This window comes from Chryseobacterium arachidis, assembly GCF_900129245.1.
GTDB classification, from domain to species: domain Bacteria; phylum Bacteroidota; class Bacteroidia; order Flavobacteriales; family Weeksellaceae; genus Chryseobacterium; species Chryseobacterium arachidis.
In genome coordinates this window covers 467326-490985 of the sequence record NZ_FQUT01000001.1, presented here as the reverse complement: position 1 = coordinate 490985, position 23660 = coordinate 467326, and the positions used below count along the sequence as shown (strand labels likewise).

Genomic DNA, 23660 nt, shown 5'->3' with positions numbered 1-23660 from the left:
AATAAGTAATTTGTATATTAAAACTTTGCGTTTAAAAAATTAAAATTTATCTATTCTTCAAAGCAACCACTTCATCCGCATTTGCAAAAGCACCGTCATCCGTAATCGCCGAAGAATGAAAATATCCGGCTTTTGTAAACTCTCGAAGCTCTTCAATATTGGTAGAACGAAGTCCGCCACCGACAAGAATTTCGATTCTTCCGTTGGATAATTCTACTAGTTTTTTCAGGTTTTCTTTACCTTCTGAAACGTTTGGTTTTTGACCAGACGTAAGAATTGTTTTAAAACCACAATCAATCACTTTTTCTAAAGAATTCTCTAAGTCTTTTGCTCTGTCGAAAGCCCGATGGAATGTACATGGATAAGGTTTTGCCAATTCAACCAATTCTTTATTTTGTTCAATATTAACATTATCATTTTCATCTAAAATTCCGAAAACAAAACCATCGACATTTAATGATTTTAATTTAACCAATTCAGATTTCATTTGCGCAAATTCAGCATCAGAATAAGTAAAATCTCCGCCACGAGGACGAATCATTACAAAAATCGGAATATTGATTTTTTCTCTTACTAGTTTTGCTGTTTCAAAACCGGGAGTTGTTCCGCCTTCGCTTAACCCGTCACACAATTCTATTCTGTTTGCTCCGTTTTCAAATGCAATAATTGCCGATTCGGGATTAAAACATGCTATTTCTACTTTTGACATTCTATTTATTTAAAGTTCAAAGTTTAAGATTCAAGGTTTATTTCAAAGCAAATTCAGGTTTCTCCAAACGGTTTCCTTTCTGATCATACACCGCAAAATTAAATCCGTCCTGAATACAGTAAGAGCCATATTCACCTTTTTTATTGATCGCAATAAAACCAACCTGAATATCTTTTAAATTCTTCTTCCTTGCTTTTGTAATTTTCACAATTCTCTCAACCGCTTCTTTACAAGCCTGTTGCGGATTTCTGCCTTGTCTCATCAATTCAACGACCAAATGAGTTCCAACGGTTCTGATTACTTCTTCGCCATGGCCTGTCGCAGTTGCTGCACCCACCTCATTATCAACAAATAAGCCCGCTCCGATAATCGGCGAATCTCCTACTCTTCCATGCATTTTGAAAGCCATTCCGCTTGTTGTACATGCTCCAGAAAGATTTCCGTTGGCATCTAAAGCAATCATCCCGATCGTATCGTGATTTTCGATGTTGACAATTGGTTGATATTTACTGTCTTTCAACCATTCTTTCCATTCTTTTTCGGATTCGGGAGTAAGAATATTTTCTTTTTTGAAACCTTGAGAAACGGCAAACTGCAAAGCTCCGTCACCCACCAACATAACATGTGGCGTTTTTTCCATCACCGCTCTTGCTACGGAAATCGGGTTTTTAATATTTTCTAAAGCTGCAACCGAACCGATGTTGTAGTTTTCATCCATAATACAAGCATCCAACGTCACTCTCCCATCTCTGTCGGGACGACCGCCGTAGCCGACGCTTCTTTCCGTTGGATCATTTTCAACCAAACGAACGCCTTTTTCAACGGCATCTAAAGCACGGCCACCTTTTCCAAGAATGGTCCAAGCTTCTTCGTTGGCTTTTAAACCGAAATTCCATGTGGAAAGAACGATGGGTTTGTTGACTGTTTTTATATTGTTTTCAGGCAAATCTTTTGCAATTAAATCCAACGGATTCAATAATAATGCGGAAGATGCCAATGCTGTATTTTTTAGAAATTTTCTACGTGAGTTCATTTATTTAGGTTGAGGTTAAGGTTGATTGAAAGTTAGTTCATGGTCTAAAGATAAATATGTAAAAGCTCTATGTTTAAACTTTGAACTTTAAACATAGAACCTTGAACTTTACAGTGCTCCGATTTCATCGACAAAAAGCCATGCTTTTGAATCTGCACCGGGATTTCCTGCCGGAATAATTCCTGCGTTTTCTATTTTAATTTTAAGGTATTTTGAATTTTGATTTCCTACATTTAATTTAATTTTTCCTTTTGCAGAAAGAATTTCATCCTTTCCGATTTCTTTAATCAATTTAAAATTTGTTCCGTCATCAGAAATAAAGATCTGAGCCGATTTTGCAAAATGAATCCAGCTTCCTTTATTATCCAACGTGTTAAAATACACTTCAGAAAACTGAGTTTTTTGTCCGAAATCAATCGTTGCTACAACATCTTTTCCATTAAAACCAAGCCATGTTTTTCCCAACTGTCTTTGATTTCCGATAATTCCGTCAATTAAAGTAAATGCACCACCAAAAGAGTAATTTTCGCTCGGCAGTTGTTCCAACATAATTTTTTTCCCTGTTGTTTTTGAAACGGTAAAAGTTTGCGAAGAAACCGCACTTTTTAATTGTCCGTTTTCAAAATAAGCAGATTTTATCGTTAAAGATTTTAAAACAGGAATGGCTTTTTGATACGTTTGAGAATTTACATTCGGTTCCGTTCCATCCAATGTATAACGGATTCCGTCTGGATTTTGCGATGTAGAAAGTTCATAAGAAACGCCATTGTTCGCCGCGACAACTTTTCCTGAAATATTGTAAATACTTTTAGCATAATTAACGCCCATTTTATCCAAATTTTTGAATTCATTAATCACTCTTCCTTCAAATTCTTTATAATTTTCAGGATCTGCCGTTCCCCAACCTACTTCGGAAAGAGCCAGCAATCTTGGGAAAATCATATATTGAACCTGTCTAAAATCAAGGATATATTCTGTCCATAAATTCGCCTGAACACCTTTGATATATTTCGCCTGTTCTGCATTCAATTCACTCGGAACCGGATTGTAAGAATACACTTTATCCAATGGAGTAAAACCTCCGAAAGCATTCGGTTCCGTTGCAGGATCTCCCTGATAATGATCAAAATAACAATAAGAACCCGGAGTCATTATAGCGAAATGTCCTGATTTTGCCGCTTCAATTCCGCCTTTAATTCCAGTCCAGCTCATTACCGCTGCGTTTGGAGCTAATCCGCCTTCTAAAATCTCGTCCCAACCAATGATTTTTCTTCCTTTTGAATTCACATATTTTTCAATTCTTTGGATAAAATAGCTTTGCAAGCCGTGCTCATCCTTCAGATTATTTTTCTTGATCAATTCCTGACAATGAGCACATTCCTTCCATCTTGTTTTTGGACATTCATCTCCGCCAATGTGAATGTATTGTGAAGGGAAAAGGGCCATCACTTCATCCAAAACATTTTCTAAGAACTTAAAAGTTTCATCTTTCGGGCAAAAAACATCGTCGAAAACACCCCATTTTGTTGCCGGTTCAAAAGGACCTTTTGTGCAAGCCAGTTCCGGATAAGCTGATAAAGCCGCCAAAGCATGACCCGGCATTTCGATTTCGGGAACAACCGTAATGTGTCTCTCTGCCGCATATTTTACAACCTCTTTAATCTGATCCTGAGTATAAAAATAAGGTCCGTAAGGTTTTCCATCAAATGTATTATCAACATACGCTCCGATCATTGATTCTTTACGTTTTGAGCCTATTTGGGTAAGTTTCGGATATTTTTTAATTTCAATTCTCCAACCCTGATCGTCTGTTAAATGCCAGTGAAAAGTATTGAGTTTATACATTGCAAGATAATCGATATACTGTTTTACTTCTTCAACCGTGAAGAAATGACGACAAACATCAAGATGCATTCCACGCCAAACGAATTTGGGTTCATCCTCGATTTCCATTGCAGGAATTTTCCCTGAATCTTTGTATTCCTCGAATAACTGAATTAATGTTTGAAGTGCAAGAAAATATCCATTTTCAGAAGCCGACTGAATTTTAATTCCTTCTGGAGAAACAGTAAGACGATACTTTTCAGGTTTCTGAAGATCACTAATACATTTTGAACAAAACTTCCCACTACTTAAATGTACACCCGCTCCTTTAGCAGTTTGAAATTTTAATAATTGTTGAGTACGCTTTTTAAAATATTCCGTTTCTTTCTTTGGCAGATTTTGATCCAACTTAAAACTTTCCGGAATGATAAATTCTCCTTTCTGAAATTCAACTTTTTGCGGATAAGGAATTAAATTTAATCTTGTTTGAGTGAAAAACAGACTTGAAAATAATACAGAAATTATCAGTAAAAAACGCTGCATTGTATGAGTTTAAGATTTAGGCGAATATACTTATTTTCTGAAAATTTTCTGAAACGATTTAACTTATTCCCCAAGAAAACATCTAATTTTGCAAAAAATAAACGATGAGAAAAACAATTCTATTGGTAAGCGCACTTCTGTTTTCAGTTTCCACACAGGCACAGATTTTAGATATTATCAAATCTACCGTAAAAGACAAAACCGGAGTTGACTTAAATGCACCGGTAAAAACCTCAACTCAAACAGGCTCTACAACGACAAATCCGACATCGAACACGACTACAAGTTCTCCTATTAATTTGGGAAGTTTAACCTCAACACAAATTTCATCAGGATTAAAAGAGGCATTAAGCCTTGGCGTAACAGAAGGAGTGAAAAAGCTTGGGGTAACCGATGGTTTTTTGAAAAATGAGGCTGTAAAAATCTTAATGCCGGAAAAATTAAGAAAAATCGACACAACTCTTCGTTCTTTAGGGATGGGAAGTTTGGCAGATCAGGGAGTGAAACTATTAAACAGAGCTGCGGAAGATGCTGTAACAGAAGCCGCTCCTATTTTCACAAAGGCAATTACTTCCATGACCATCACAGACGCTAAAAATATTTTGTTGGGCAGTGACAATGCAGCAACAAATTATTTACAGACAAAAACACAGACTCAATTATTTACTGCTTTCCAGCCAAAAGTAAAAGCATCTTTAGGAAAAGTGGGCGCTGATAAAGTCTGGACGAATCTGATTTCTAAATACAATACACTGACGGGGCAGGCAGTAACTACTGATTTGAATGAATATGTAACGACTGAGGCCATCAACGGAGTTTTTAAAATGGTTGCTGATAAAGAAAGCGGGATCAGAAATACGCCTGCTATGAGAACGACGAGTATTTTGCAGAAGGTTTTTGGAGCACAGGACGGCAAATAATTTTAAAGCTTTACAATTAAGCAAAGGTTAATTCAAATATTTTCAAATAATACAATCCATCTTATCATTTTGTGAGATGGATTTTTGCTTTAAATCTAACGGATTTTGAACTAAAAAATCTAGTCTCATTTTACAATAATCTTCCCTTTTTAAGTTGACATTTTAAAAGAATTATTTTCATGGTTCAATAAATTAATTTCCATTTATTTTTTTTCACTGCAAGAGGAAAAAATTGGTTTCATTGAAGATTTTGGGGAAATAATCCAGTTCTAAAACAGATAAAACATGACAAAAATCATATTGAAAACATCTGCATTAATAAATTTAATCCTCTAAATATCAATTATTTAATTTTTAAAATTAACATTCTGTTAAAAAAAAATGAAAATTTTATTAAAAAAAGTTTAATATAGAAAACCGGAAAATATTTATCGAAATGCGCAATCGATTACATTAAAGTTTTAATTAATTTTTCACCAAATTCTATGAGAAGTAGCTAAGCTCATACTTTTTGTTGAAGAGCAAAAATTTAACTCAAAAAAAAACTAAAATTATGTCATTTGAAAAAATAGCAGAATCCGGATTTCGGGTTCGTAAAAAGCTTGCTGTTTTGTTTCTGTTTTCTTCTGCAATAGTTTTTGCGCAGCAGGGTAAAGAGGTAAACGGAAAGATCACAAACGACAAACAGGTTCCTGTTCCTAATGTAACCGTGAAGGAAGAAGGTACAGAAAACTCTGTTACAACCGATGCTGAAGGAAACTTCTTAATTAAGCTTCTGAAAGATCAATCTTCTCTTTCTGTAGAAAATGATGGCTTTCAGTCTCAGATCATCCCTGTCAATAACCGTTCCTTTATTGCAATTCCTTTAAGAGAAGAAAAAGCGAAAACCATCGAGCAGGTTGTACTGGTGGGTTATGGAAGTGTTAAAAAGTCGGATCTTACGGGCTCAGTTAATACTTTAAGTGCTGATAAAATTGTAGAAAGAAATACGACAAGTCCACTCGAAGCTATTCAGGGAAGCATGGCCGGAGTGAATATCACATCAAATTCGGGAAGAGTAGGTGATGGTTTTAAAATGAGTATCCGTGGAAGCAATTCTCTTATTTCATCGGGAAATCCATTGTTTGTAGTAGATGGTGTGCCCACCGATAATATCGACTTCCTAAATCCTCAGGATATTGCCAGAATGGACGTTTTGAAAGATGCCTCTTCAGCTGCAATTTACGGTTCCCGAGGAGCCAGCGGAGTTGTTATTGTGACGACTAAAAGCGGAGCAACCGTAAAATCAGGGATTAATGTTTCTGTGGAAACTTCCTATGGTGTAAGAACGGCAGCCCGTTTGCCCAAAATGATGACGGGAGCAGAATGGTGGAGGTTTCATCAGGCAGCTTATTTAAGTGCTACCCCAACAACGCAGACACCCGCGCAATTGGCAACGCTTGCAGGAAACCAAAGTCCTCTTCTCGTTCAGAGGGCAAACAACGGATATAATTTTGATTGGTACGATGCTGTGCTGCAACCCGGTGCGATGCAGAATCATTACGTTAATATTTCAGGAAGGTCGGATGGCGGATTGGGATATAATCTCTCCTTCGGTATTCAGGGAAATGAAGGTATTATTGCTAATGATTCTAACGATAAGTATACTTTTAAATTAGGGATTAATCATAAAATCAATTCTAAATTTACAACAGGAGCCAATATTACTGTGGCGAGAACTATCACAGAGTATGGTAGCGATACTGCAATGCGCTCGGCATTTAGTTTCAGTCCGCTTATTTCACCTTATGCTGTGGATGCCAATGGAAATGATATTCCCGGACAACTGTTCTTACTGCCCGGAAAACTTACTTATCCGGACGGTTCATGGGCAATTAATAAAACCAGTACAATAAATCCGTTATTAGAAATTGCCAATTCGAGGCAAAATGAAAGAATCTGGCAGACTTTAGGAAATTTATTTTTCCAATATCAGCCGAAAAAATGGTTGTCGTTAAAAACTACATTCTCTGCAGGATTCTCAAATACCAATCTGGGAATATCAAATACAGCAGAAACTAATGTAGGCATTGCTCTTAATAAACTCAACTCAGCTTCTGTAAGCAAAACGGAGAATTTTAATTATACATGGGATAATCAAATTGACCTAAAACATACGTTTAAAGATGTACATGATGTAAGTTTATTATTGCTTCAGAGCTTTTATTCCAATGAAGATGAATCATCTTACGGATATTCAAACGGTCAACCTTTTAATTCAGAATTTTACAATTTAGGATTCGGTCTTCAAAGCAGTTATCAGCTACAGGCTCCCCCTTATATGAAAAGAACTCTAAACTCTTATGCTGTTAGGTTAAACTATGGATTTAAGGACAAGTATTTATTAACGGCATCTACCAGATGGGACGGTTCGTCGGTGTTATCTGAAGGGAATAAATGGACAGCTTTTCCTTCTTTAGCATTGGGATGGAAAATCAATAAAGAATCTTTTCTTGAAAATGTGAAATCGATTTCAGATTTAAAGCTGAGAGCAAGTATTGGCTACACAGGAAATGATAATGTAGCTCCGTATCAATCACTGGCATTATTGGATCAGCAAACGTTTTATGCCAATGGAAATGATCTGGTTCCGGGATTACAGTCTTCAGTTTTTGCCAACCGCTTTCTTACCTGGGAAAAAACACGTGAACTTAACTTCGGATTGGACTTTGGGCTTCTCAGAAACAGAATCACAGGTAGTGTGGATGTATATGACCGACTTTCAGAAAATCTGATCTACAGACAGCAATTACCCGCAGAAATGGGTATAAAACATACCTACTCTAATGTAGGCTCTGTAAGCAATAAGGGAGTCGAAGTTTTATTAACTACAAAAAATATAAAAAACAGTCTCATTACCTGGGAAACAACTTTCACTTTTACTAAAAATGTAAACAAGCTCGAATCTATTTACAATCAGGACAAGGTAAGTGATAAAGGAAATAATCTTATTTTGGGATCTAGCTTAAATCCTAATTTCAATTACGTTTATGATGGAGTCTGGCAGGAAAGCGAAGCGACTCAGGCAGCATTTTATGGAATGGCACCCGGACAGGCAAGGCCAAAAGACATCAATGGAGACAGGAAATTTGATGCCAACGACCGAACAACGATTGGAAGTTCAGTTCCGAAATGGCAGGGAAGTTTTTATTCGAGGTTTACCATTGGGAAATTTGATTTTAATTTTTCAATTATTACGAGCCAGGGACAGACTGTTTTAAGTACTTTCCACCAAAATTTTGCCGACGTTTCAGACAGAGGCCGTCAGAAAATGGCGATGGAATATTTTGTGCCAACCAACAGTGCAGGATTAGCTTCAAATGCCAATACTACCAACCCAAGACCAGGGCCGGTTGCTACAGGTGCAGGCGCATTTTGGTCAACAGGATTTGGCTATTACAGAGAGGTATCATTTACCAAAGTAAAAAACATATCTTTAGGATACACCTTTGACAATGAATTCCTTAAAAGAATAAAAATGAGCAATTTAAGAGTTTACGTAAACGTTCTTGATCCTTTTGTGTTTACTAAATTTGACGGATACGATCCGGAATGGGCAGCTGCTAATATGGGAATTAACAGACCTGCTGCGATAACTACACAACTGGGATTAAGTGCTAAATTTTAATTAAACAATCATGAAAAAAATAATATTAACATTACTATTTGCCACTTCGCTTTTTAATTCGTGCGGTGATTTTATAGAAGAAGAAAGTTTATCGAACGTCCCTGCGGACGAAGCATATAAAACGGCAATCGGTTTTCAGCTACTCGTAAATACCAATTATGCCGGACTAAAGGGTATTTACGGCGGAGATCCATGGCTTTTCGTAGCGGGTACAGATATGTATGCGGAAGGACGAAGCCCGGAACCGGCTGGTTTAAGTCAGTATACTCAACTAATTCCTGCATCTGAAGGAGTCGATCAATTGTATATGTCATGTTATCAGCTCATCCAGTCTGTTAATAAAACGGTGTATTATTCTGCTATTACGGAGCAAAATGCTAATATTCCCGTTTTAGTTGGGGAGGCAAGATTTCTGAGGGCTAATGCTTACTTTCTTTTGGTTCAAACCTATGGCGGAGTGCCTATTGTAGAAGAGAATTTCACTGCACCGGTCTTACAATTCGACAGAAATTCTGCTCAGGAAGTTTATACCTACATTATTAAAGAATTGGAAGCTTCATTAGCAGCCGTAGGAACAACAACCTATTCTACAACCGGAAAAGTAAATAAAAAAGCAGTAAACGACCTGTTGGCAAAAGTATACCTAACAAGAGGATATGAAAGTTTCGGTGCTCCTACGGATTTTGAGACAGCAGCAGCTTATGCGGACGCCGCGATTGCCGGTCAGGGTTTAACAATACCTCCATCTCAACTTTTTTACCCCGGTAATGATCTTAATGCGGAAACTATTTTCTCGGTACAATATAATTTTAATTCAACATCAAATTCTCCTACTACATTAGGAAATAAACAGTTTTACTATTACAGTTCGTATTTAGGAGGTGCAGAAACCAATGGGAGCGCACCGCTCAGAAGTTATAACCTCTGCCCGACAGCTTATGCATTAAATTTATTCAAACAGGGAGATTTAAGATGGGATGCCACCTTTATGAATGTTGTATATGAAAAATATTATGATTTCTTCAGAGTAGCAGATCATACTAATCTTAAAATTAAACATTTCTATGAACCTATGTGGTATACCGCTTCCGACAAAACGACATGGCTGACCGCTAATGCTGCAAAATTGGCTAACGGGTTTATTTACCATGATAAAGGAACCTATGATGCTGCTTACACTTTGGTTAAAAATCTGGATTACCAAACAATACCTGTGAAAAAATTTGATGATCCGGCCACCTCTACTCCATCAAGCACGGGCCCGGTAAGTACAAGAGATATTATTATTTCCAGATTGGCAGATACGTATCTTATTGCAGCCGAAGCTTATCTAAAATCAGGGAATTCAGCAACAGGATTGGCAAGGTTAAACGTGGTGAGAGCAAGAGCGGGAGTTCCGAATGCAACACCGGCTGAATTTAATATCGATTATATTTTAGATGAACGTGGCAGAGAAATGCTGGGAGAATACAACCGCTGGTTTGATTTAAAACGTACGGGAACCCTGGTAGCAAGAGCCGTACAACACAATTATAAAATCACCAGTGCATCTAATTTTAATGGAAATAATGGTGCTCAGAAAATTTTAAGACCCATTCCACAAACAGTACTGGATTTAAATCAAAATAAAAACTTTCCACAGAATCCGGCTTATTAAACAAGCAGTAAATATTGCAAAAAAAATCCGTCTTAATATGCAAGACGGATTTTGTATTTTATCAAAACTGCATTTCAGGAATTTCTCCTTCAATGATTAAATCGGCTTCTGTAGATCGGATAATATGTTCAACCGAAACTCCCGGCGCTCTTTCAACAAGCTTAAATCCGGCAGGCGTAACATCTAAAACCGCCAATTCAGTTACCACTCTTTTCACACAATTAACACCTGTCAAAGGTAAAGTACATTTTTTAAGAATCTTGCTTTCTCCGGCTTTATTTACATGCATCATAGCAACGATAATATTTTCTGCAGAAGCTACCAAATCCATTGCACCTCCCATTCCTTTTACCATTTTTCCCGGGATTTTCCAGTTGGCAATGTCTCCGTTTTCTGAAACTTCCATAGCCCCAAGAATCGTTAAGTCCACTTTCTGAGCTCTGATCATCCCGAAACTGAAGGCCGAATCGAAGAATGAACCTCCATCCAAGATTGTAATCGTCTGTTTTCCGGCGTTGATGATATCTGCATCTTCTTCTCCCTCGAAAGGAAAAGGCCCCATTCCCAACACTCCGTTTTCACTCTGAAATTCCACGGAAAGATTGTCCGGAACGTAGTTAGCCACCAATGTCGGAATTCCGATTCCTAAATTTACATAATACCCGTCTTTTACTTCTCTGGAAATTCTTTGTGCAATTTGTTCTTTCGTTAGCATAGCTTAATCTTATCCCGCCAAATTAGCCATTTTTTCAGAATTACGAAATAGTTTCTTTCTATACTGTAATAAATTTTGAATCTCAATTTGTTGTAAATTTGTGGGCTTTTAATTTTACTAATGAAAATTTTATTAAATTATTTAAAACCATATAAATGGCTCATTTTAGCTTCTCTTTTATTAGCCTCCATCAATCAGGTATTTTCACTGTTTGCTCCGGCAATTACCGGAAATATCTTAGATAAGCTGGTTACGCATCCTAATTTTTTCGACAAAGAAAGAAATCTTCCGAGGAATATGAACGAATATCTCTACGGAACCGATCTCTATCATGGTGTTTTCTACTTTTTGGGACTGTTGGTGGGTACTGCGATGATAAGTCGCATTGCAAAAGCTTTTCAGGATTATGTCGTGAATGTAATTATTCAGAAATTTGGGGCGAAGATCTTTACGGATGGTTTAAAACATTCAATGAGACTGCCTTTTCAGGAATTTGAAGATCAGCGTAGTGGAGAAACACTTTCCATTTTAACAAAAGTTCGTGAAGATTCCGTGAAGTTTATCAATAATTTCATCAATGTATTTTTCGGAATTTTGGTAAGTATCATTTTCGTTTCTGTGTACGCAATTCGTTTGCACTGGACGATTATGCCGGTTTATGTGGTGGGAATTGTTCTGATTGCTGTTGTAACCAATTTATTAAGCAAGAGAATTAAGACTATCCAAAAAAATATCGTTACAGAAACAACAAATTTAGCCGGAAGCACAACGGAAAGTCTTAGAAATATTGAGATTGTAAAAAGTTTAGGATTAACCAATCAGGAAGTTGAGCGTTTGAATAACAATACGTATAAAATCTTAAATTTAGAATTAAGAAAAGTAAAAAGTATCCGTTCTTTAAGCTTTGTACAGGGAACTTTGGTTAATTTTTTACAGCAAACCATCACTTTTACCTTATTATTATTAATCTTTAAAAATATCGTAACGCCGGGACAATATTTATCATTGATGTTCTACGGATTCTTCATTTTTGGACCGATGCAGGAAATTGGAAATATTATCATTTCTTATCGTGAAGCACAGGCTTCGTTGAATAATTTCGACCGGGTGATGAAAAAAGAAGTGGAACCGAAACCTTTAACTCCAAAGAAAATTGGCGCGATTGAAGATTTGAAATTCCAAAGTGTTTCTTTTCAGCATCAAAGTGCACATTATAAAGCCATCAATTCGATTTCATTTGATGTAAAAAATGGGGAAACGATTGCTTTTGTCGGACCGAGCGGATCAGGGAAAAGTACTTTGGTAAAATTGCTGGTTGGTTTATACAGACCTCAGGAGGGCTCTATCTTTTATAATCATGTTGACGGAAAGGAATTTGATTTTGATGAATTGAGAAATCAGATTGGTTTTGTAACACAGGATACTCAGCTTTTTGCAGGAACCATCAGAGAAAATCTTTTATTTGTCAATCCGTCGGCAACTGAGGAAGATCTTCAATTGGCTTTAAAGAAATCAAGCTGCACTGCCCTTTTAGAACGTGCAGAAAACGGAATTGAAACCGTAATCGGTGAAGGCGGACTGAAATTGAGCGGTGGTGAAAAACAAAGAATTGCCATTGCCAGAGCTTTATTAAGAAAACCACATTTGCTGATTTTTGATGAAGCCACATCTGCTTTAGACAGTATTACTGAAGAAGAAATTACGACCACTATTAAAGAAATTTCAAAAGAAAGAGAGCAGATTACCGTTCTTATCGCCCATCGTTTAAGCACAATTATGCATGCAGACACAATTTATGTTCTGGAGCGTGGACAGATCGTGGAAACGGGTTCGCATTTACAGTTAATTGAAGAAAAAGGTTTATATTACGCCATGTGGAGACAGCAGATCGGAGAAAGGAAAACTGCGGAAACGCAGGCTTAATATAAAACTAATTTCAATGAAAAAACTTTTAACCATTCTCATTTTACCATTTTCATTTCTCATTTTTGCCCAAGAATCAAAGGAAAGCAATTGGATCTTGAAACTGAATGCGACGCAGTTGGTAGACGTCGTATCTTATCCGACCTTGCAAATTTCCGCTGAAAGAAAAATCAACCCTTATTTCAGTGTGAATACTGAATTTGGGTATCAACTGTATGATTTTAATCAACCAGATCATATCATATTAAAATCAAAAGGTTTTAAAACAAATCTTGAAGGAAGGGTTTATTTATTCAAATTTATGAATTCAAGAATTGAGTCGAAGCGAAGTGAATTCTATGTCGGATTGCAGCTTTTTTATCGTGAAAATGAAAGTACCAATTCCTTAGATTATTCTCCGAAAGATGATGATTCAAAGCAGTATACAGATTATTTCGGAACGGAAAGAAAGGCAAAAGGTTTTAATATCATGTTTGGAAATCAGATTTCAGTATCAAAGAAAATCATTTTGGAACCTTACATCGGATTGGGAATGATGGACAGAAAAATAAATAATATTGATATTGAATACAATAAAACAAACGATCAAATCCTTGGAAGTGATACAGTTCCGCTTTTTAAACGATTGGATTTAGAAGAAAGTTCGGGAAATGTGTTTAATTTTTGTTTTGGATTGAGGATTGGATATCGATTGTAGGAAGTTTGAGGATGGGTGATGGATGCTAGATGTTTAATGATTGAGGATAAAGATTCTTCACTAAGCTACTGAACTACCTTCGCAGACCTTCAGTATGTGTTCTGAATGACAAATTAAATCTAAATAACTGATAAAAATAAAATTACCCCGAAAGTTGATTTTCGGGGTATTATTTTTTAAGAAACTGATGAAAAAATTAATCTTTTTTTCTAACCGTTCTCTGTTCAATTCTTTTTTCAAATTTTTCTCCCTGGAAAATTCTCTGGATCATAATTCCCGGAATGTGAATCTGGTTGGGATCTAATTCTCCCGGTTCAACCAACTCCTCTACCTCTGCAATCGTAATTTTTCCTGCCCCAGCCATCGGATGATTGAAGTTTCTTGCCGAACCTTTAAAAATAAGGTTTCCGGCGTGATCTCCTTTCCAGGCTTTTACAATTGAATAATCTGCTTCGTAAGCGTGCTCCAAAATATGAGGTTTTCCTTTGAAATCTTTTAGTTCTTTTCCTTCTGCAACCTCAGTTCCGAAACCTGCAGGGGTATAAAAGGCCGGAATTCCTGCCTGTGCAGCTCTGCATTTTTCTGCTAAAGTTCCCTGTGGAGTAAGCTCAACTTCCAATTCCCCCGAAAGCATCTGTCTTTCAAACTCGGCATTTTCTCCTACATAAGACGAAATCATCTTCTTGATTTGTCTCTTGTGAAGCAATAATCCCAAACCGAAATCATCTACTCCCGCATTGTTCGAAATACAGGTAAGATCTTTTACATCACTCTCTACCAATGCATTAATTGAATTTTCAGGAATTCCGCAAAGTCCGAATCCGCCCAACATCAACGTCATCCCATCCTGAATTCCTTCGATGGCTTCCTTTGCATTTTTTACTCTTTTATCTATCATGAAATATTAGATTTTTCTGTTGGCTTAAATTTAATACTTTTTCTCATATCTATTGTATTTTGTAACTATTTGAATTTTCATCTGGTCTGAATTTTGGTTGACTCCAGACATCACCATCATAAAATATTACAATATGGAAACGAAAAACATTTCAAGAATTGCGTTGGGTACATTTCTGATCACTGCCGGAATTGGCCACCTCACTTTTGCAAGAAAAGAATTCCAAGCTCAGGTTCCCGAATGGGTTCCTCTGAAAAAAGATGATACCGTCGTCTATTCCGGAATTGCAGAAATTGCATTAGGAGCAGCGGTAATTGCCACTCCTAAAAAATATAGGAAAACAATGGGAAAGATCGTAGCCGGATTTTTTGCAGCCGTGCTTCCCGGAAATATTGCCCAATATAAAAACAGAAGGGATTCTTTTGGGCTGAATACGGATAATCAAAGGTTTGCCAGACTTTTTATGCAGGCCCCACTGATTGCCTGGGCATTGAAATCTACTGATGAGTAATTACATCTATCAATTTCAGAATTGGCAAATCACTAGCCCCGATCGCAGCTTTGTCTGAGCTCATTTTTTAGTTTCGGCGCGGCAGCTCCGCTGCCGCGCCGAAACTAAAAAATAGCGAGTGCGGAGAGCGGGAAACAGCTCCAAAAAAAACGGACTACAAAGCCCGTTTTTTTTGAAAAATGATATCGAAAATTATTGAATAATCAATTTTAAAGTAAATAGTTTTCTGGTATGAACTTTTACGAAATATACTCCTTTCGGCAGGTTTTCATTGACTAAAGAAAATCTTTGATTATGAACATTATCCGATTTATAGAGTAAGTCTCCGTTGGCAGAAAGCAATTCTATTTTCTCGATCGGATAATCACTTTTAATGAAGGTCGGCTGTCCCGGTTTTGACGGATTCGGATAGAGAACAACATTCTTTTCTGTAGAATTTTTTACTTCTTCTGCCGCTAACGTCGATCCCTGAACCTGAAACTGTACTCTGTTCGAAACCTCAGTATAAGAATCATTGGTAAACATTACCATATAATAATTCCCGGGGGTGGTTGGTAAAGCAGTTCCATTAATGGTTTTTGTACCTTGAGTAATTCCATCGAAATATGTGTAAGAAACAAAGTTATCATCCGGAGTGTTGATGCTCTGAGGATAAATTCCCAACCAGTCTTTGATGATTCCCGGAGAATCTGTCCAAGAAGCAGAAATATTTTCGCCTAAGGTATAGACCGCTTTGTTTGTCCAAAGTTCGGTTACAATGTCCCCCACTTTGAAGAAAACCTTTTCACCCACTGTTGTATACCCATCTTCAAGGAAATACTGAGCATAATAATATCCTTTGGCAAGACCTGTGAAATTAAGCGTTCCGGCAGGTGTTGTTACATAGCTCCACTGAGTAGAATTTACATTTCCCGGAGTGTGTCCCATTTTGTAAATTCCGATCCAGTCTTTTGTTAAATTCGGTCCGTTGGTGAAGTTTACTGTAACGGTTCCGCCAACAGGATAAACATCAGATGTTGTACTTAAAACCACTTTTGGTCCTACATAGAAACTTTTTCTGGGAGCAATATCTGTGTATCCATTGTTTGCAAAAAATCCGGCAAAATATTGACCTTTATTAGCAATTCCGTTCGGGAAGTTTGCTGTTCCTGCAGTTTGTCCGTTGGTATAAACGTAAGCCTGAGACGTTACAGCAGATGGATTTTGACCTTTTTTGTAAATTCCTACCCAATCCTGATTATTTCCAGGACCGTCTGTAAATGTCGCTGTGATCGCTTCATTTTGTGTGTATTCTGTTTTATTTAAAGTAAATGTGGGGTTTGAAACTACACTTCCTGTTACTTCAAATTGTTTCACATCACTCCAGTCGCTCCATTCCATATTTCTGTCTCTGTAACGAACTTTTACGTAATAAATTCCGTTGGTAATTGAGTTGGAAGCAATGGTAGCTTTTGTAATATCAACGCCTGCATTTAAGTTTTTAGTATAATCAGGAGTTCCGTTTCCGTCTTTTCCAAACCAGTTTTCAAAGTCACGGTAAAACTCTTTTTCAATCACAGAAAAATCTGCAGCTTTACTGATTAGGAACTGAGTTGTATTTAATAATTCATTAGTTGTCGTTGAAAATGCGCTTCCGTTTAGTGTTAAAGGTAATGTAATAGGAGCTGTGAAAGTATTTGTGATAGAAGGCTTAGCCGGTTTAGGCTGATTTTTATAACGGTGAAAAGTATCAATTAGTTCATTATATTTTCTGTGATAAACTCCCCCAATTGAATACGATTCGATATCCACTTTCCCTGTGTCTACGTCAACTTCAACGATTTGATATGTCCAGTCCGTTAATGTTTTCTGAACATCATCAAAGTCTTGCTCAGTGGACATTCCCCAATACTGATCCCAAGCCGTTCCGCCGGAAATAATCTGATAATTAGGAGTATTTTTAAGTTGACCTCTGTGATATAAATGGTGGTGCGCTCCAACGTGCATTAAATATTTATTAGAAGCAGTTAACATAGGAACCGCAGTATTTCTTACCCAAGTCGAAATATCTCCCACGTATTGCTCCGCCTGATAAGGCCTGTGGCTTAATGAAATAATCCAGTCAACAGTAGGATCATTGTTGGCTTCATTTAAAATCTGCTGAAGCCACATTTGCTGTGCCGAACCTGTATGTTCAGAACTTAAACTTATAAACAAAACGTTTCCGGCCTGTTGAGCGTAATAATTCTCATTTCCGGAAGAGATATTTTTATATTTAATTTCGTCAATATAGAAGTGAGCATAATAAGAATTCATTCCCAATGATCCGTAAGTCTCGTGGTTTCCAACGGTAGTCTGAATCGGAAGATAAGGTGATAATTTAACATTCTTTTTAAAATGAACATTTTCATAATGGTCCAATGTTCCCACGTCTACCTGATCTCCCACCATAAACGTCAACGCAATATTATCAGAAGGATCGGAAGTTGCCCCGAATTTTTCCTTTAATTTTTTATAGGCATTTAATGTTAAGCTATCATATCTCGGTTCAGCTTTGATCTGGTTATCCCCCATGATCAGAAAACGGATTTTCCCGTCCGCTGTAACAGGTTGTCCCGGTAAAGGAAGCGTTCTGAAATTGTAAACTGCAGACTCGCTGGTTCCTGTTTTTACTTTATAATAGTATTTAGTATTAGGCTGCAAATTGGCAATTTTTGCCGTGTGGTAATAGTAATTATTATTGTATCCGGTATCTGAAAAAATGTTCGTAGTTCCGGTAAATGTCACATTTAAGTTCGTTGGGCTTGTACCATACATAACCGTTGTTTCGTTATTCGATGATGTTTTCCAATTCACAATCATCGAATTTGGTGTCGGATTTTGCAGATAGGGAACCAGAGTCTGTCCCAATGCCATCTGGACGGCAAAGCAAAAAAAGAATAAGTAATACTTCATTGTTGTTCAGTTTTTAAGTAGCGTGTATATTTATTGTGCTTAATAAAAGATTGATAAACTGTTTTTTTATCATCGGGCAAAAGTAGAATTCCCATGTAAACTGTATCTGATGGGAACTTCACGAAAGTGTTAATTTTCAGGGAGAAAGAGAGTATAAAAAATATTATATTTAATACATTATTTGTTTGGAATATTTGAAAACTATTTCCTATATTTGCAACCTGTTATTCAACCTCTGACGAAGTCCGTGTAAGTTGCTTAGCCTAAACATTTTATTTATTAATAATGGATTTATTAAAGTACGTACAAGACAAGTACATTACAAAAAAAGAATTCCCTGAATTCAAAGCTGGTGATACAATCACTGTGTATTACGAGATTAAAGAAGGTCAAAAAACAAGAACTCAGTTCTTCAAAGGTACTGTTATCCAATTGAGAGGTACAGGATCTACAAAAACTTTCACCATCAGAAAAATGTCTGGTGATGTAGGTGTAGAGAGAGTTTTCCCAATCAACATGCCAGCTCTTCAAAAGATTGAAGTTGACAGAAGAGGTAGAGTTAGAAGATCTAGAATCTACTACTTCAGAGACCTTAGAGGTAAAAAAGCGAGAATTAAAGACGCTGCTTACAAGAAGAAATAATTCAGACAACAATACATACGAAAAGAGACTGCTAATTTTTAGCGGTCTCTTTTTATTTGGACGATGTATAAGTGTGAATGGTGAATTTTACTTCGTCAATGAACAGTCAATTATGAATGTTTAGAAATTGACAATTGACCATTCATTTTTAAAATTCACTTTCTCATTTAATAAACTCATACAACGCATTCCAAAATTTATCATACACTTCGATGTGTGGAAGATGTCCGACATTTTCAAGTTCTACTAATTTCGAGCCTGCAATTTGTTGCTGCGTTTTCTTTCCTAATTCCTGATACTGTCCCATTTTCGGCTGCAGCTCTTTTGGAGCTCTATCCTTACCTATTGCCGTTCTGTCTCTCGTTCCAATAATCAGCAAAGTCGGAGTTTTGATATTTTTAAACTCATAACAAACCGGTTGGTTATAAATCATATCAGATGTTAAAGCCGCATCCCAAGCTACTTTTGGATAGTCTTGATGCAAAGTCCAGCCTGCTATTAAATCCAACCACGGTTGATATTCTGATTTCCATTTGTTGTCGTAATAAAATTTAAGCTGATAATTTTTGTAAGATTCTGCAGTGTTTTTTAATTCAGACTGATACGCCTGATCAATGGTTTGATAGGATGCAAAAGTTTTATAATCTTCAAGCCCGATTGGATTTTCTAAAATTAATTTCTCAACTTTTTCCGGATAAAGTAAGGTAAATCTTGTTGCAACCATTCCTCCCATTGAATGCCCTAAAACTATTAATTTATCAATTTTAAGATCATCTAAAATCGCTTTTGTATTATTCGCCAACTGAGAAAATGAAAACTGATAGCTTTGAGGTTTTGAAGACTTTCCAAACCCAATCTGATCCGGAATAATCACTCGAAAGCCCTTGTCGGAAAGATCTTTTGCCGTTTTCTCCCAATACGCCCCATTAAAATTTTTTCCATGAAGCAACATGATTGCTTTCCCGTTTGCCTTTTTGGGCTGAACATCCATATAAGCCATTTTCAGATCGTTATTTTGAGATTTAAAATTCAGAAAATGAACTTCGTAAGGATATTGATAATTGGTAAGTTCCCCATCCAAAGGTTTCACTTGAGAAAACATGAAGTTGGATGCAATCGATAGCATTAAAATTGCAACAGCATTCTTAAAATATTTCATTTAATTTATTTTAGATGATTAAAATTAAAAAAACCGCTTCAAAAGAAACGGTTTATAGATATTAATTATGATTTATTTAAGATAATTCAGCTAACTGATTTTCTTTTTTGGGCAAATTCATCAGAACTATTGCAAAAAGAATCATGGCGATTCCCACCCATTGAATGAAAATTACTTTTTCTCCCAATAAAACAAAAGCCATAGTAACAGATACAGGAAGCTCCAGCGAAGATACAATACTGCCTAAACCTAATCCTGCATTAGGAAAACCTATATTAAACAAGATCGGAGGAATGATAGTTCCAAACAACGATAAAATCAAACCATATTTCCATAAAATTGAATAATTAAATGAGTGAATATGTTGTGTATTTTCTGTAAAATTTAAATAAAATGACTTTAAACCATCAAAATATGATGGTCCGATCTGAGCAAAAAATAAAAATATAAAAACTACAATTGAACCGCCAAAAAGCATAATAATACTTTTCCTGAAAACCGGCAAATGGGTCGCCAATGTATTGGATGTAAACATTGTTAATGTATAAGATGCCGCTGCCATTAGTCCCCAAAAAATACCTTTCCAGCCAATTTCCAAATTTTCATTTACCAGATTTGTTGCTAAAACCGTTCCGATCAAAACAATACAAACGGAAATAATTTTTCTTGCATTGGGTAATTTTTTTGTTAGAAAACTTTCTATCACAACACTAAACCAAACCGACTGCATGAGTAAAACAATCGCAATTGAAACATTAATATACTGTACTGAAATATAATAAAACAAACTGGTACATCCCAAAGAGGTTCCTGCTAACATCAGTGTTCTTACTTCTTTAAAACTCGGTGATGGTAATTTTTTTTTGGAAGTTATTGTATGAACGAAATTAAGAATAAGTAAACCAACTAATCCCAGCAAAAACTGAGAAGTTGTGACTTCTGATGTAGTGTATCCCTCATTGTAAGCTAATTTTACAAATGTTGCCAACATTCCGTATATACTTGCCCCAATTCCTACAAATAAAACTCCTTTCAGTATATTTTTCTTCTCCATATTTAAATTTTACAGCCTGTAAAGTTACTATTTATAAATCGAGATAATTGAAAAGGTTGAACTGATAGATAAAAAGAATCGGCGCGAGCTTCGCTCGCGTCGATTCAAAAAAATATTTTAAAGTAAATTATTTATTAACAATAACTTTAGATACTGCATCGATACCAATACCTTTCACTTTTACCATATAAGTTCCGTTAATTAACTTATTAGTAGAAATTGATTTCTTAGCATCCGGAGAAATTTTATCTTCAGAAGATACCAATTTTCCAGACATATCATAAATTTCAACACTTACCTTTCCTAAAGTATTAGTTGGGAAATTAATGAAGAACTCATTTTTAGCAGGATTTGGATAGATGGAAATGTTATTTTTAACAGTTTTTACTTCGTCTGTTGCTAATAAACAGTCTGCTGGTACAGTGAAATCCTGAATCTGATCATTAATATTAGTCTTCGATCCAGCAGAAGCCGCAACCCCTAAACCTCTTTTCGCAAAAGTTCTCCAGATCATACATCTGTCAGCCCCTTGGGTTGTAGCTAATTCTGCTTGCAAAATCGCATTTCTTCCATCAATAAAGGTAGGATTACATGCTTGAAGTTTCAGCGCATCAGTTACTAACTGTAAAACTTTCGAACTTCCATTAGTCGTATTTGCTGTAACATCAGAAGAATATCCATATTTCGCCACATATTGCCAATGAAGATCCCAAAGCATCGTTGCCCAGACAAAACCTATTGAATGAACATCCGGTACTAATTGCCCTGCTGTATTTGTATATTGCATTCCATTGGTATCAACATAAGTATAATCATTAATAGCAAAATCAGGTGAATATTTAGCAGGTCTAATTCCTGATCCAGAAATTCCTTGCCCAGCTGCATAAGTTGCCATCCCTCTTGCTACAGATGAATTATCCCCAGGTCTATTAGTTAACATCATCGCAAAGAAATCTGACCAGCCCTCTCCCATTTGCTCCCAATCAGCAGAAGAGTTTAAACATCCTGATCCCGTACCTGTTAATCGATTTGAAATACCATGGCCATATTCATGAATAACAATTCCATTATCAAAACTTCCATCTGGAGTAACCGATGCTGCCGGATCGTTTTTAAGAGTAACATTTACTGTTGTATTTGTAGAAAGCTGACTCTTAATATATTCACCTTCTGTAATACCAATCAAAACTGATGGGATTGTAACAGTAGCATCTGTTCCAGCCATATTTCCAATAGTATTTCCATTTGCAGTATTATTGTAAATAATAGACGCAATTGCACCTGCATTCTGTAAATTTTTTACCTTAACTACAAAATCACAACTCCCTCTTTCCACTAATCCTATTTTACCTGCGAGTGAATTTACTGGTAATGCTGTACAACCATCCAAGACTGATGATAACTGAACATTTCCTGTAACACCAGTCGCATCAAGTGGATTTCCAAACACTGCCGTTCCATTTATAGGCTGCCTAGGAATTGCTGTACTCGGAGCATTATAAAAGAATTGTCTATTTACTGTAGACCAAAGATACATTTGCATTCTTCCTCTTGTTCCATCAGCAGGTGAAGAAAAATTTGCATTATTCACCCCTCCTCCATCTTGAGCCTCTGCTAATACATAATCATTTCCGGAACCACCAAGTCCAAAGTTAGTATTCTGGAAATTTCTTGCTGCTGGAGTAAAACCAAACGTATAGAAGATATCATGTATTTTATTATTTACATAAAATAAATTTGTTATAGAAGCATTTTGATTAGTAAAGGAATCACTATTAATATTAAAAGGATAATCAAAGTTTCTTGCCGTACCGCCATCTGGGGAAAATCCGGGAACATTTAAGCCTGAGGTGTCTTCATAAGCGAATACATTATTTCCTCTTGTTATCGTATAACGATTTGTCCCATCATAATGCCATCCTTCCGGCGAAGCAGCAAGAATCCAAGGATTACTTACTATTGATCTTGATCCAAAAGTCGGAGCTTCTATAGGTAATGGAAAAACATTATATGATGCATTATCAGGTGCTAAAAACGCAAAAGATTTATTACTTTCATTCACAGGACCGATAAAATCATTATGATAATGTGAATAATCGTGAGAATATGCACCTTCGTGGAAGTTACAAGATAAATTTAAATCTAATTTACTAATAATCTCTCCATTAGTAGCATCTACTAAAATATCCCAATAACTCGGAGATCCAGGTTCAGGCAAAGAAAACTGGTAAGCTAACTTCAAAGCGCCAGCATCATTAAAATATACAAGTCTCTGTTTTGCTACAGGAGTATTCCCTCTATCTGCATCAGTAAAATTAAGAATTGGATAAGAACTTATGTTAGATTTTTGTAAATTATCTGCAATTTTGTTTAGTGCAGCCGACTTACTTACAGTTGCCTGACTAGAAACTGAAGAAGTATAATCTTTCAGAAAAGTATCAACATAATAAATTACTTTATTGTCTCTCACCAAAACAGTTCCTTCAGAATTATAAACAGGAAGTCCATTATAGGTCTGCTGAAACTTAACAACATCACCATTCAAAGATTTTGAAGGATCAATATTATCTATGATAAAATTAGTTAAGTCAGATTTTTTATACTCTCTAATTTTATTTTGAGAAATATAATCTTTAATTAACTTCTCGTTATCTTGTCCAAACAACAATGAAGGAAAAATTGCAGATACTGCAAATAGAAGGGGTAAAGCTACTTTTTTCATATACATTATTAAAGCCGCTAATCTACAAATAATTAACAATAAAACAATGATT

General features: G+C 36.2%; 16 protein-coding genes. 7 read left to right on the top strand and 9 right to left on the bottom strand.

Translation table 11 applies throughout. The annotated features are described in order from the left end of the window. Positions 1 to 46: 46 nt before the first annotated feature. The 3 genes from BUA89_RS02135 to BUA89_RS02125 form a co-directional block, all read right to left on the bottom strand. Positions 47 to 709 (bottom strand): copper homeostasis protein CutC, encoded by a 663-nt coding sequence (locus tag BUA89_RS02135; RefSeq protein WP_072952974.1) that lies wholly within the window; start codon positions 707 to 709, stop codon positions 47 to 49. Positions 710 to 746: 37 nt separating this feature from the next. Then, on the bottom strand, positions 747 to 1742 hold the full coding sequence (locus BUA89_RS02130) for an isoaspartyl peptidase/L-asparaginase family protein (protein ID WP_072952973.1): 996 nt from the start codon (positions 1740 to 1742) through the stop codon (positions 747 to 749). Between the two features lie 108 nt (positions 1743 to 1850). Beyond that, positions 1851 to 4109 carry a glycoside hydrolase family 20 protein gene (locus BUA89_RS02125; RefSeq protein WP_072952972.1) on the bottom strand — a complete coding sequence of 753 codons (2259 nt, stop codon included), beginning with the start codon at positions 4107 to 4109 and terminating at the stop codon, positions 1851 to 1853. A 104-nt stretch (positions 4110 to 4213) separates the two neighbouring features. Here BUA89_RS02125 and BUA89_RS02120 point away from each other — a divergent pair, with 104 nt between their 5' ends. From BUA89_RS02120 to BUA89_RS02110, 3 genes are all read left to right on the top strand, one after another. Next, positions 4214 to 5029, top strand: a complete 816-nt coding sequence (locus BUA89_RS02120) for a DUF4197 domain-containing protein (RefSeq protein WP_072952971.1) — start codon at positions 4214 to 4216, stop codon at positions 5027 to 5029. A gap of 553 nt (positions 5030 to 5582) precedes the next feature. Continuing rightward, positions 5583 to 8696, top strand: a complete 3114-nt coding sequence (locus BUA89_RS02115; RefSeq protein ID WP_072952970.1) for a SusC/RagA family TonB-linked outer membrane protein — start codon at positions 5583 to 5585, stop codon at positions 8694 to 8696. A gap of 10 nt (positions 8697 to 8706) precedes the next feature. Then, positions 8707 to 10353, top strand: a complete 1647-nt coding sequence (locus BUA89_RS02110; protein ID WP_072952969.1) for a RagB/SusD family nutrient uptake outer membrane protein — start codon at positions 8707 to 8709, stop codon at positions 10351 to 10353. 61 nt (positions 10354 to 10414) lie between these two features. Here the strand turns inward: BUA89_RS02110 and BUA89_RS02105 are convergent, their stop codons facing one another. Continuing rightward, entirely contained in the window at positions 10415 to 11068 is a 654-nt protein-coding gene (locus tag BUA89_RS02105) for a CoA transferase subunit B (RefSeq protein ID WP_072952968.1), read from the bottom strand. 120 nt (positions 11069 to 11188) lie between these two features. Here BUA89_RS02105 and BUA89_RS02100 point away from each other — a divergent pair, with 120 nt between their 5' ends. Together BUA89_RS02100 and BUA89_RS02095 are read left to right on the top strand one after the other, a co-directional pair. Continuing rightward, positions 11189 to 12991, top strand: coding sequence for an ABC transporter ATP-binding protein (locus BUA89_RS02100; RefSeq protein WP_072952967.1), 1803 nt, complete (start codon positions 11189 to 11191; stop codon positions 12989 to 12991). Between the two features lie 16 nt (positions 12992 to 13007). Then, on the top strand, positions 13008 to 13688 hold the full coding sequence (locus tag BUA89_RS02095) for a DUF3575 domain-containing protein (protein WP_072952966.1): 681 nt from the start codon (positions 13008 to 13010) through the stop codon (positions 13686 to 13688). A 196-nt stretch (positions 13689 to 13884) separates the two neighbouring features. Here BUA89_RS02095 and BUA89_RS02090 read toward each other — a convergent pair whose 3' ends face one another. Further along, complete coding sequence (locus tag BUA89_RS02090) at positions 13885 to 14586, bottom strand: CoA transferase subunit A (protein ID WP_072952965.1); 702 nt, start codon at positions 14584 to 14586, stop codon at positions 13885 to 13887. A gap of 133 nt (positions 14587 to 14719) precedes the next feature. Between BUA89_RS02090 and BUA89_RS02085 the strand changes: the two genes are divergently transcribed. Beyond that, positions 14720 to 15097 (top strand): DoxX family protein, encoded by a 378-nt coding sequence (locus BUA89_RS02085; RefSeq protein WP_072953280.1) that lies wholly within the window; start codon positions 14720 to 14722, stop codon positions 15095 to 15097. 192 nt (positions 15098 to 15289) lie between these two features. On the opposite strand, the gene BUA89_RS02080 is transcribed toward BUA89_RS02085, so the two are convergent. Further along, the gene (locus BUA89_RS02080) at positions 15290 to 18031 is read right to left on the bottom strand and encodes a fibronectin type III domain-containing protein (RefSeq protein WP_072952964.1); all 2742 of its coding nucleotides are present in this window, start codon (positions 18029 to 18031) and stop codon (positions 15290 to 15292) included. A gap of 285 nt (positions 18032 to 18316) precedes the next feature. On the opposite strand from BUA89_RS02080, the gene rplS reads away from it, so the two are divergent. Then, complete coding sequence (gene rplS, locus BUA89_RS02075) at positions 18317 to 18673, top strand: 50S ribosomal protein L19 (protein ID WP_034709455.1); 357 nt, start codon at positions 18317 to 18319, stop codon at positions 18671 to 18673. 163 nt (positions 18674 to 18836) lie between these two features. Here the strand turns inward: rplS and BUA89_RS02070 are convergent, their stop codons facing one another. From BUA89_RS02070 to BUA89_RS02060, 3 genes are all read right to left on the bottom strand, one after another. After that, positions 18837 to 19832 (bottom strand): alpha/beta fold hydrolase, encoded by a 996-nt coding sequence (locus BUA89_RS02070; RefSeq protein ID WP_072952963.1) that lies wholly within the window; start codon positions 19830 to 19832, stop codon positions 18837 to 18839. A 76-nt stretch (positions 19833 to 19908) separates the two neighbouring features. Beyond that, entirely contained in the window at positions 19909 to 20886 is a 978-nt protein-coding gene (locus BUA89_RS02065; protein ID WP_072952962.1) for an EamA family transporter, read from the bottom strand. Positions 20887 to 21013: 127 nt separating this feature from the next. Beyond that, positions 21014 to 23608 carry a T9SS-dependent M36 family metallopeptidase gene (locus BUA89_RS02060; protein WP_228420509.1) on the bottom strand — a complete coding sequence of 865 codons (2595 nt, stop codon included), beginning with the start codon at positions 23606 to 23608 and terminating at the stop codon, positions 21014 to 21016. Positions 23609 to 23660 lie beyond the last annotated feature (52 nt).

What these genes read in the sequence shown, in the direction of transcription:
- rplS (WP_034709455.1), top strand. Translation starts at nt 18,317, where the DNA reads ATGGATTTATTAAAGTACGTACAAGACAAGTACATTACAAAAAAAGAA.
- BUA89_RS02090 (WP_072952965.1), bottom strand. Translation starts at nt 14,586, where the DNA reads ATGATAGATAAAAGAGTAAAAAATGCAAAGGAAGCCATCGAAGGAATT.
- BUA89_RS02095 (WP_072952966.1), top strand. Translation starts at nt 13,008, where the DNA reads ATGAAAAAACTTTTAACCATTCTCATTTTACCATTTTCATTTCTCATT.
- BUA89_RS02105 (WP_072952968.1), bottom strand. Translation starts at nt 11,068, where the DNA reads ATGCTAACGAAAGAACAAATTGCACAAAGAATTTCCAGAGAAGTAAAA.
- BUA89_RS02065 (WP_072952962.1), bottom strand. Translation starts at nt 20,886, where the DNA reads ATGGAGAAGAAAAATATACTGAAAGGAGTTTTATTTGTAGGAATTGGG.
- BUA89_RS02125 (WP_072952972.1), bottom strand. Translation starts at nt 4,109, where the DNA reads ATGCAGCGTTTTTTACTGATAATTTCTGTATTATTTTCAAGTCTGTTT.
- BUA89_RS02135 (WP_072952974.1), bottom strand. Translation starts at nt 709, where the DNA reads ATGTCAAAAGTAGAAATAGCATGTTTTAATCCCGAATCGGCAATTATT.
- BUA89_RS02115 (WP_072952970.1), top strand. Translation starts at nt 5,583, where the DNA reads ATGTCATTTGAAAAAATAGCAGAATCCGGATTTCGGGTTCGTAAAAAG.
- BUA89_RS02085 (WP_072953280.1), top strand. Translation starts at nt 14,720, where the DNA reads ATGGAAACGAAAAACATTTCAAGAATTGCGTTGGGTACATTTCTGATC.
- BUA89_RS02100 (WP_072952967.1), top strand. Translation starts at nt 11,189, where the DNA reads ATGAAAATTTTATTAAATTATTTAAAACCATATAAATGGCTCATTTTA.
- BUA89_RS02130 (WP_072952973.1), bottom strand. Translation starts at nt 1,742, where the DNA reads ATGAACTCACGTAGAAAATTTCTAAAAAATACAGCATTGGCATCTTCC.
- BUA89_RS02120 (WP_072952971.1), top strand. Translation starts at nt 4,214, where the DNA reads ATGAGAAAAACAATTCTATTGGTAAGCGCACTTCTGTTTTCAGTTTCC.
- BUA89_RS02060 (WP_228420509.1), bottom strand. Translation starts at nt 23,608, where the DNA reads ATGAAAAAAGTAGCTTTACCCCTTCTATTTGCAGTATCTGCAATTTTT.
- BUA89_RS02080 (WP_072952964.1), bottom strand. Translation starts at nt 18,031, where the DNA reads ATGAAGTATTACTTATTCTTTTTTTGCTTTGCCGTCCAGATGGCATTG.
- BUA89_RS02110 (WP_072952969.1), top strand. Translation starts at nt 8,707, where the DNA reads ATGAAAAAAATAATATTAACATTACTATTTGCCACTTCGCTTTTTAAT.
- BUA89_RS02070 (WP_072952963.1), bottom strand. Translation starts at nt 19,832, where the DNA reads ATGAAATATTTTAAGAATGCTGTTGCAATTTTAATGCTATCGATTGCA.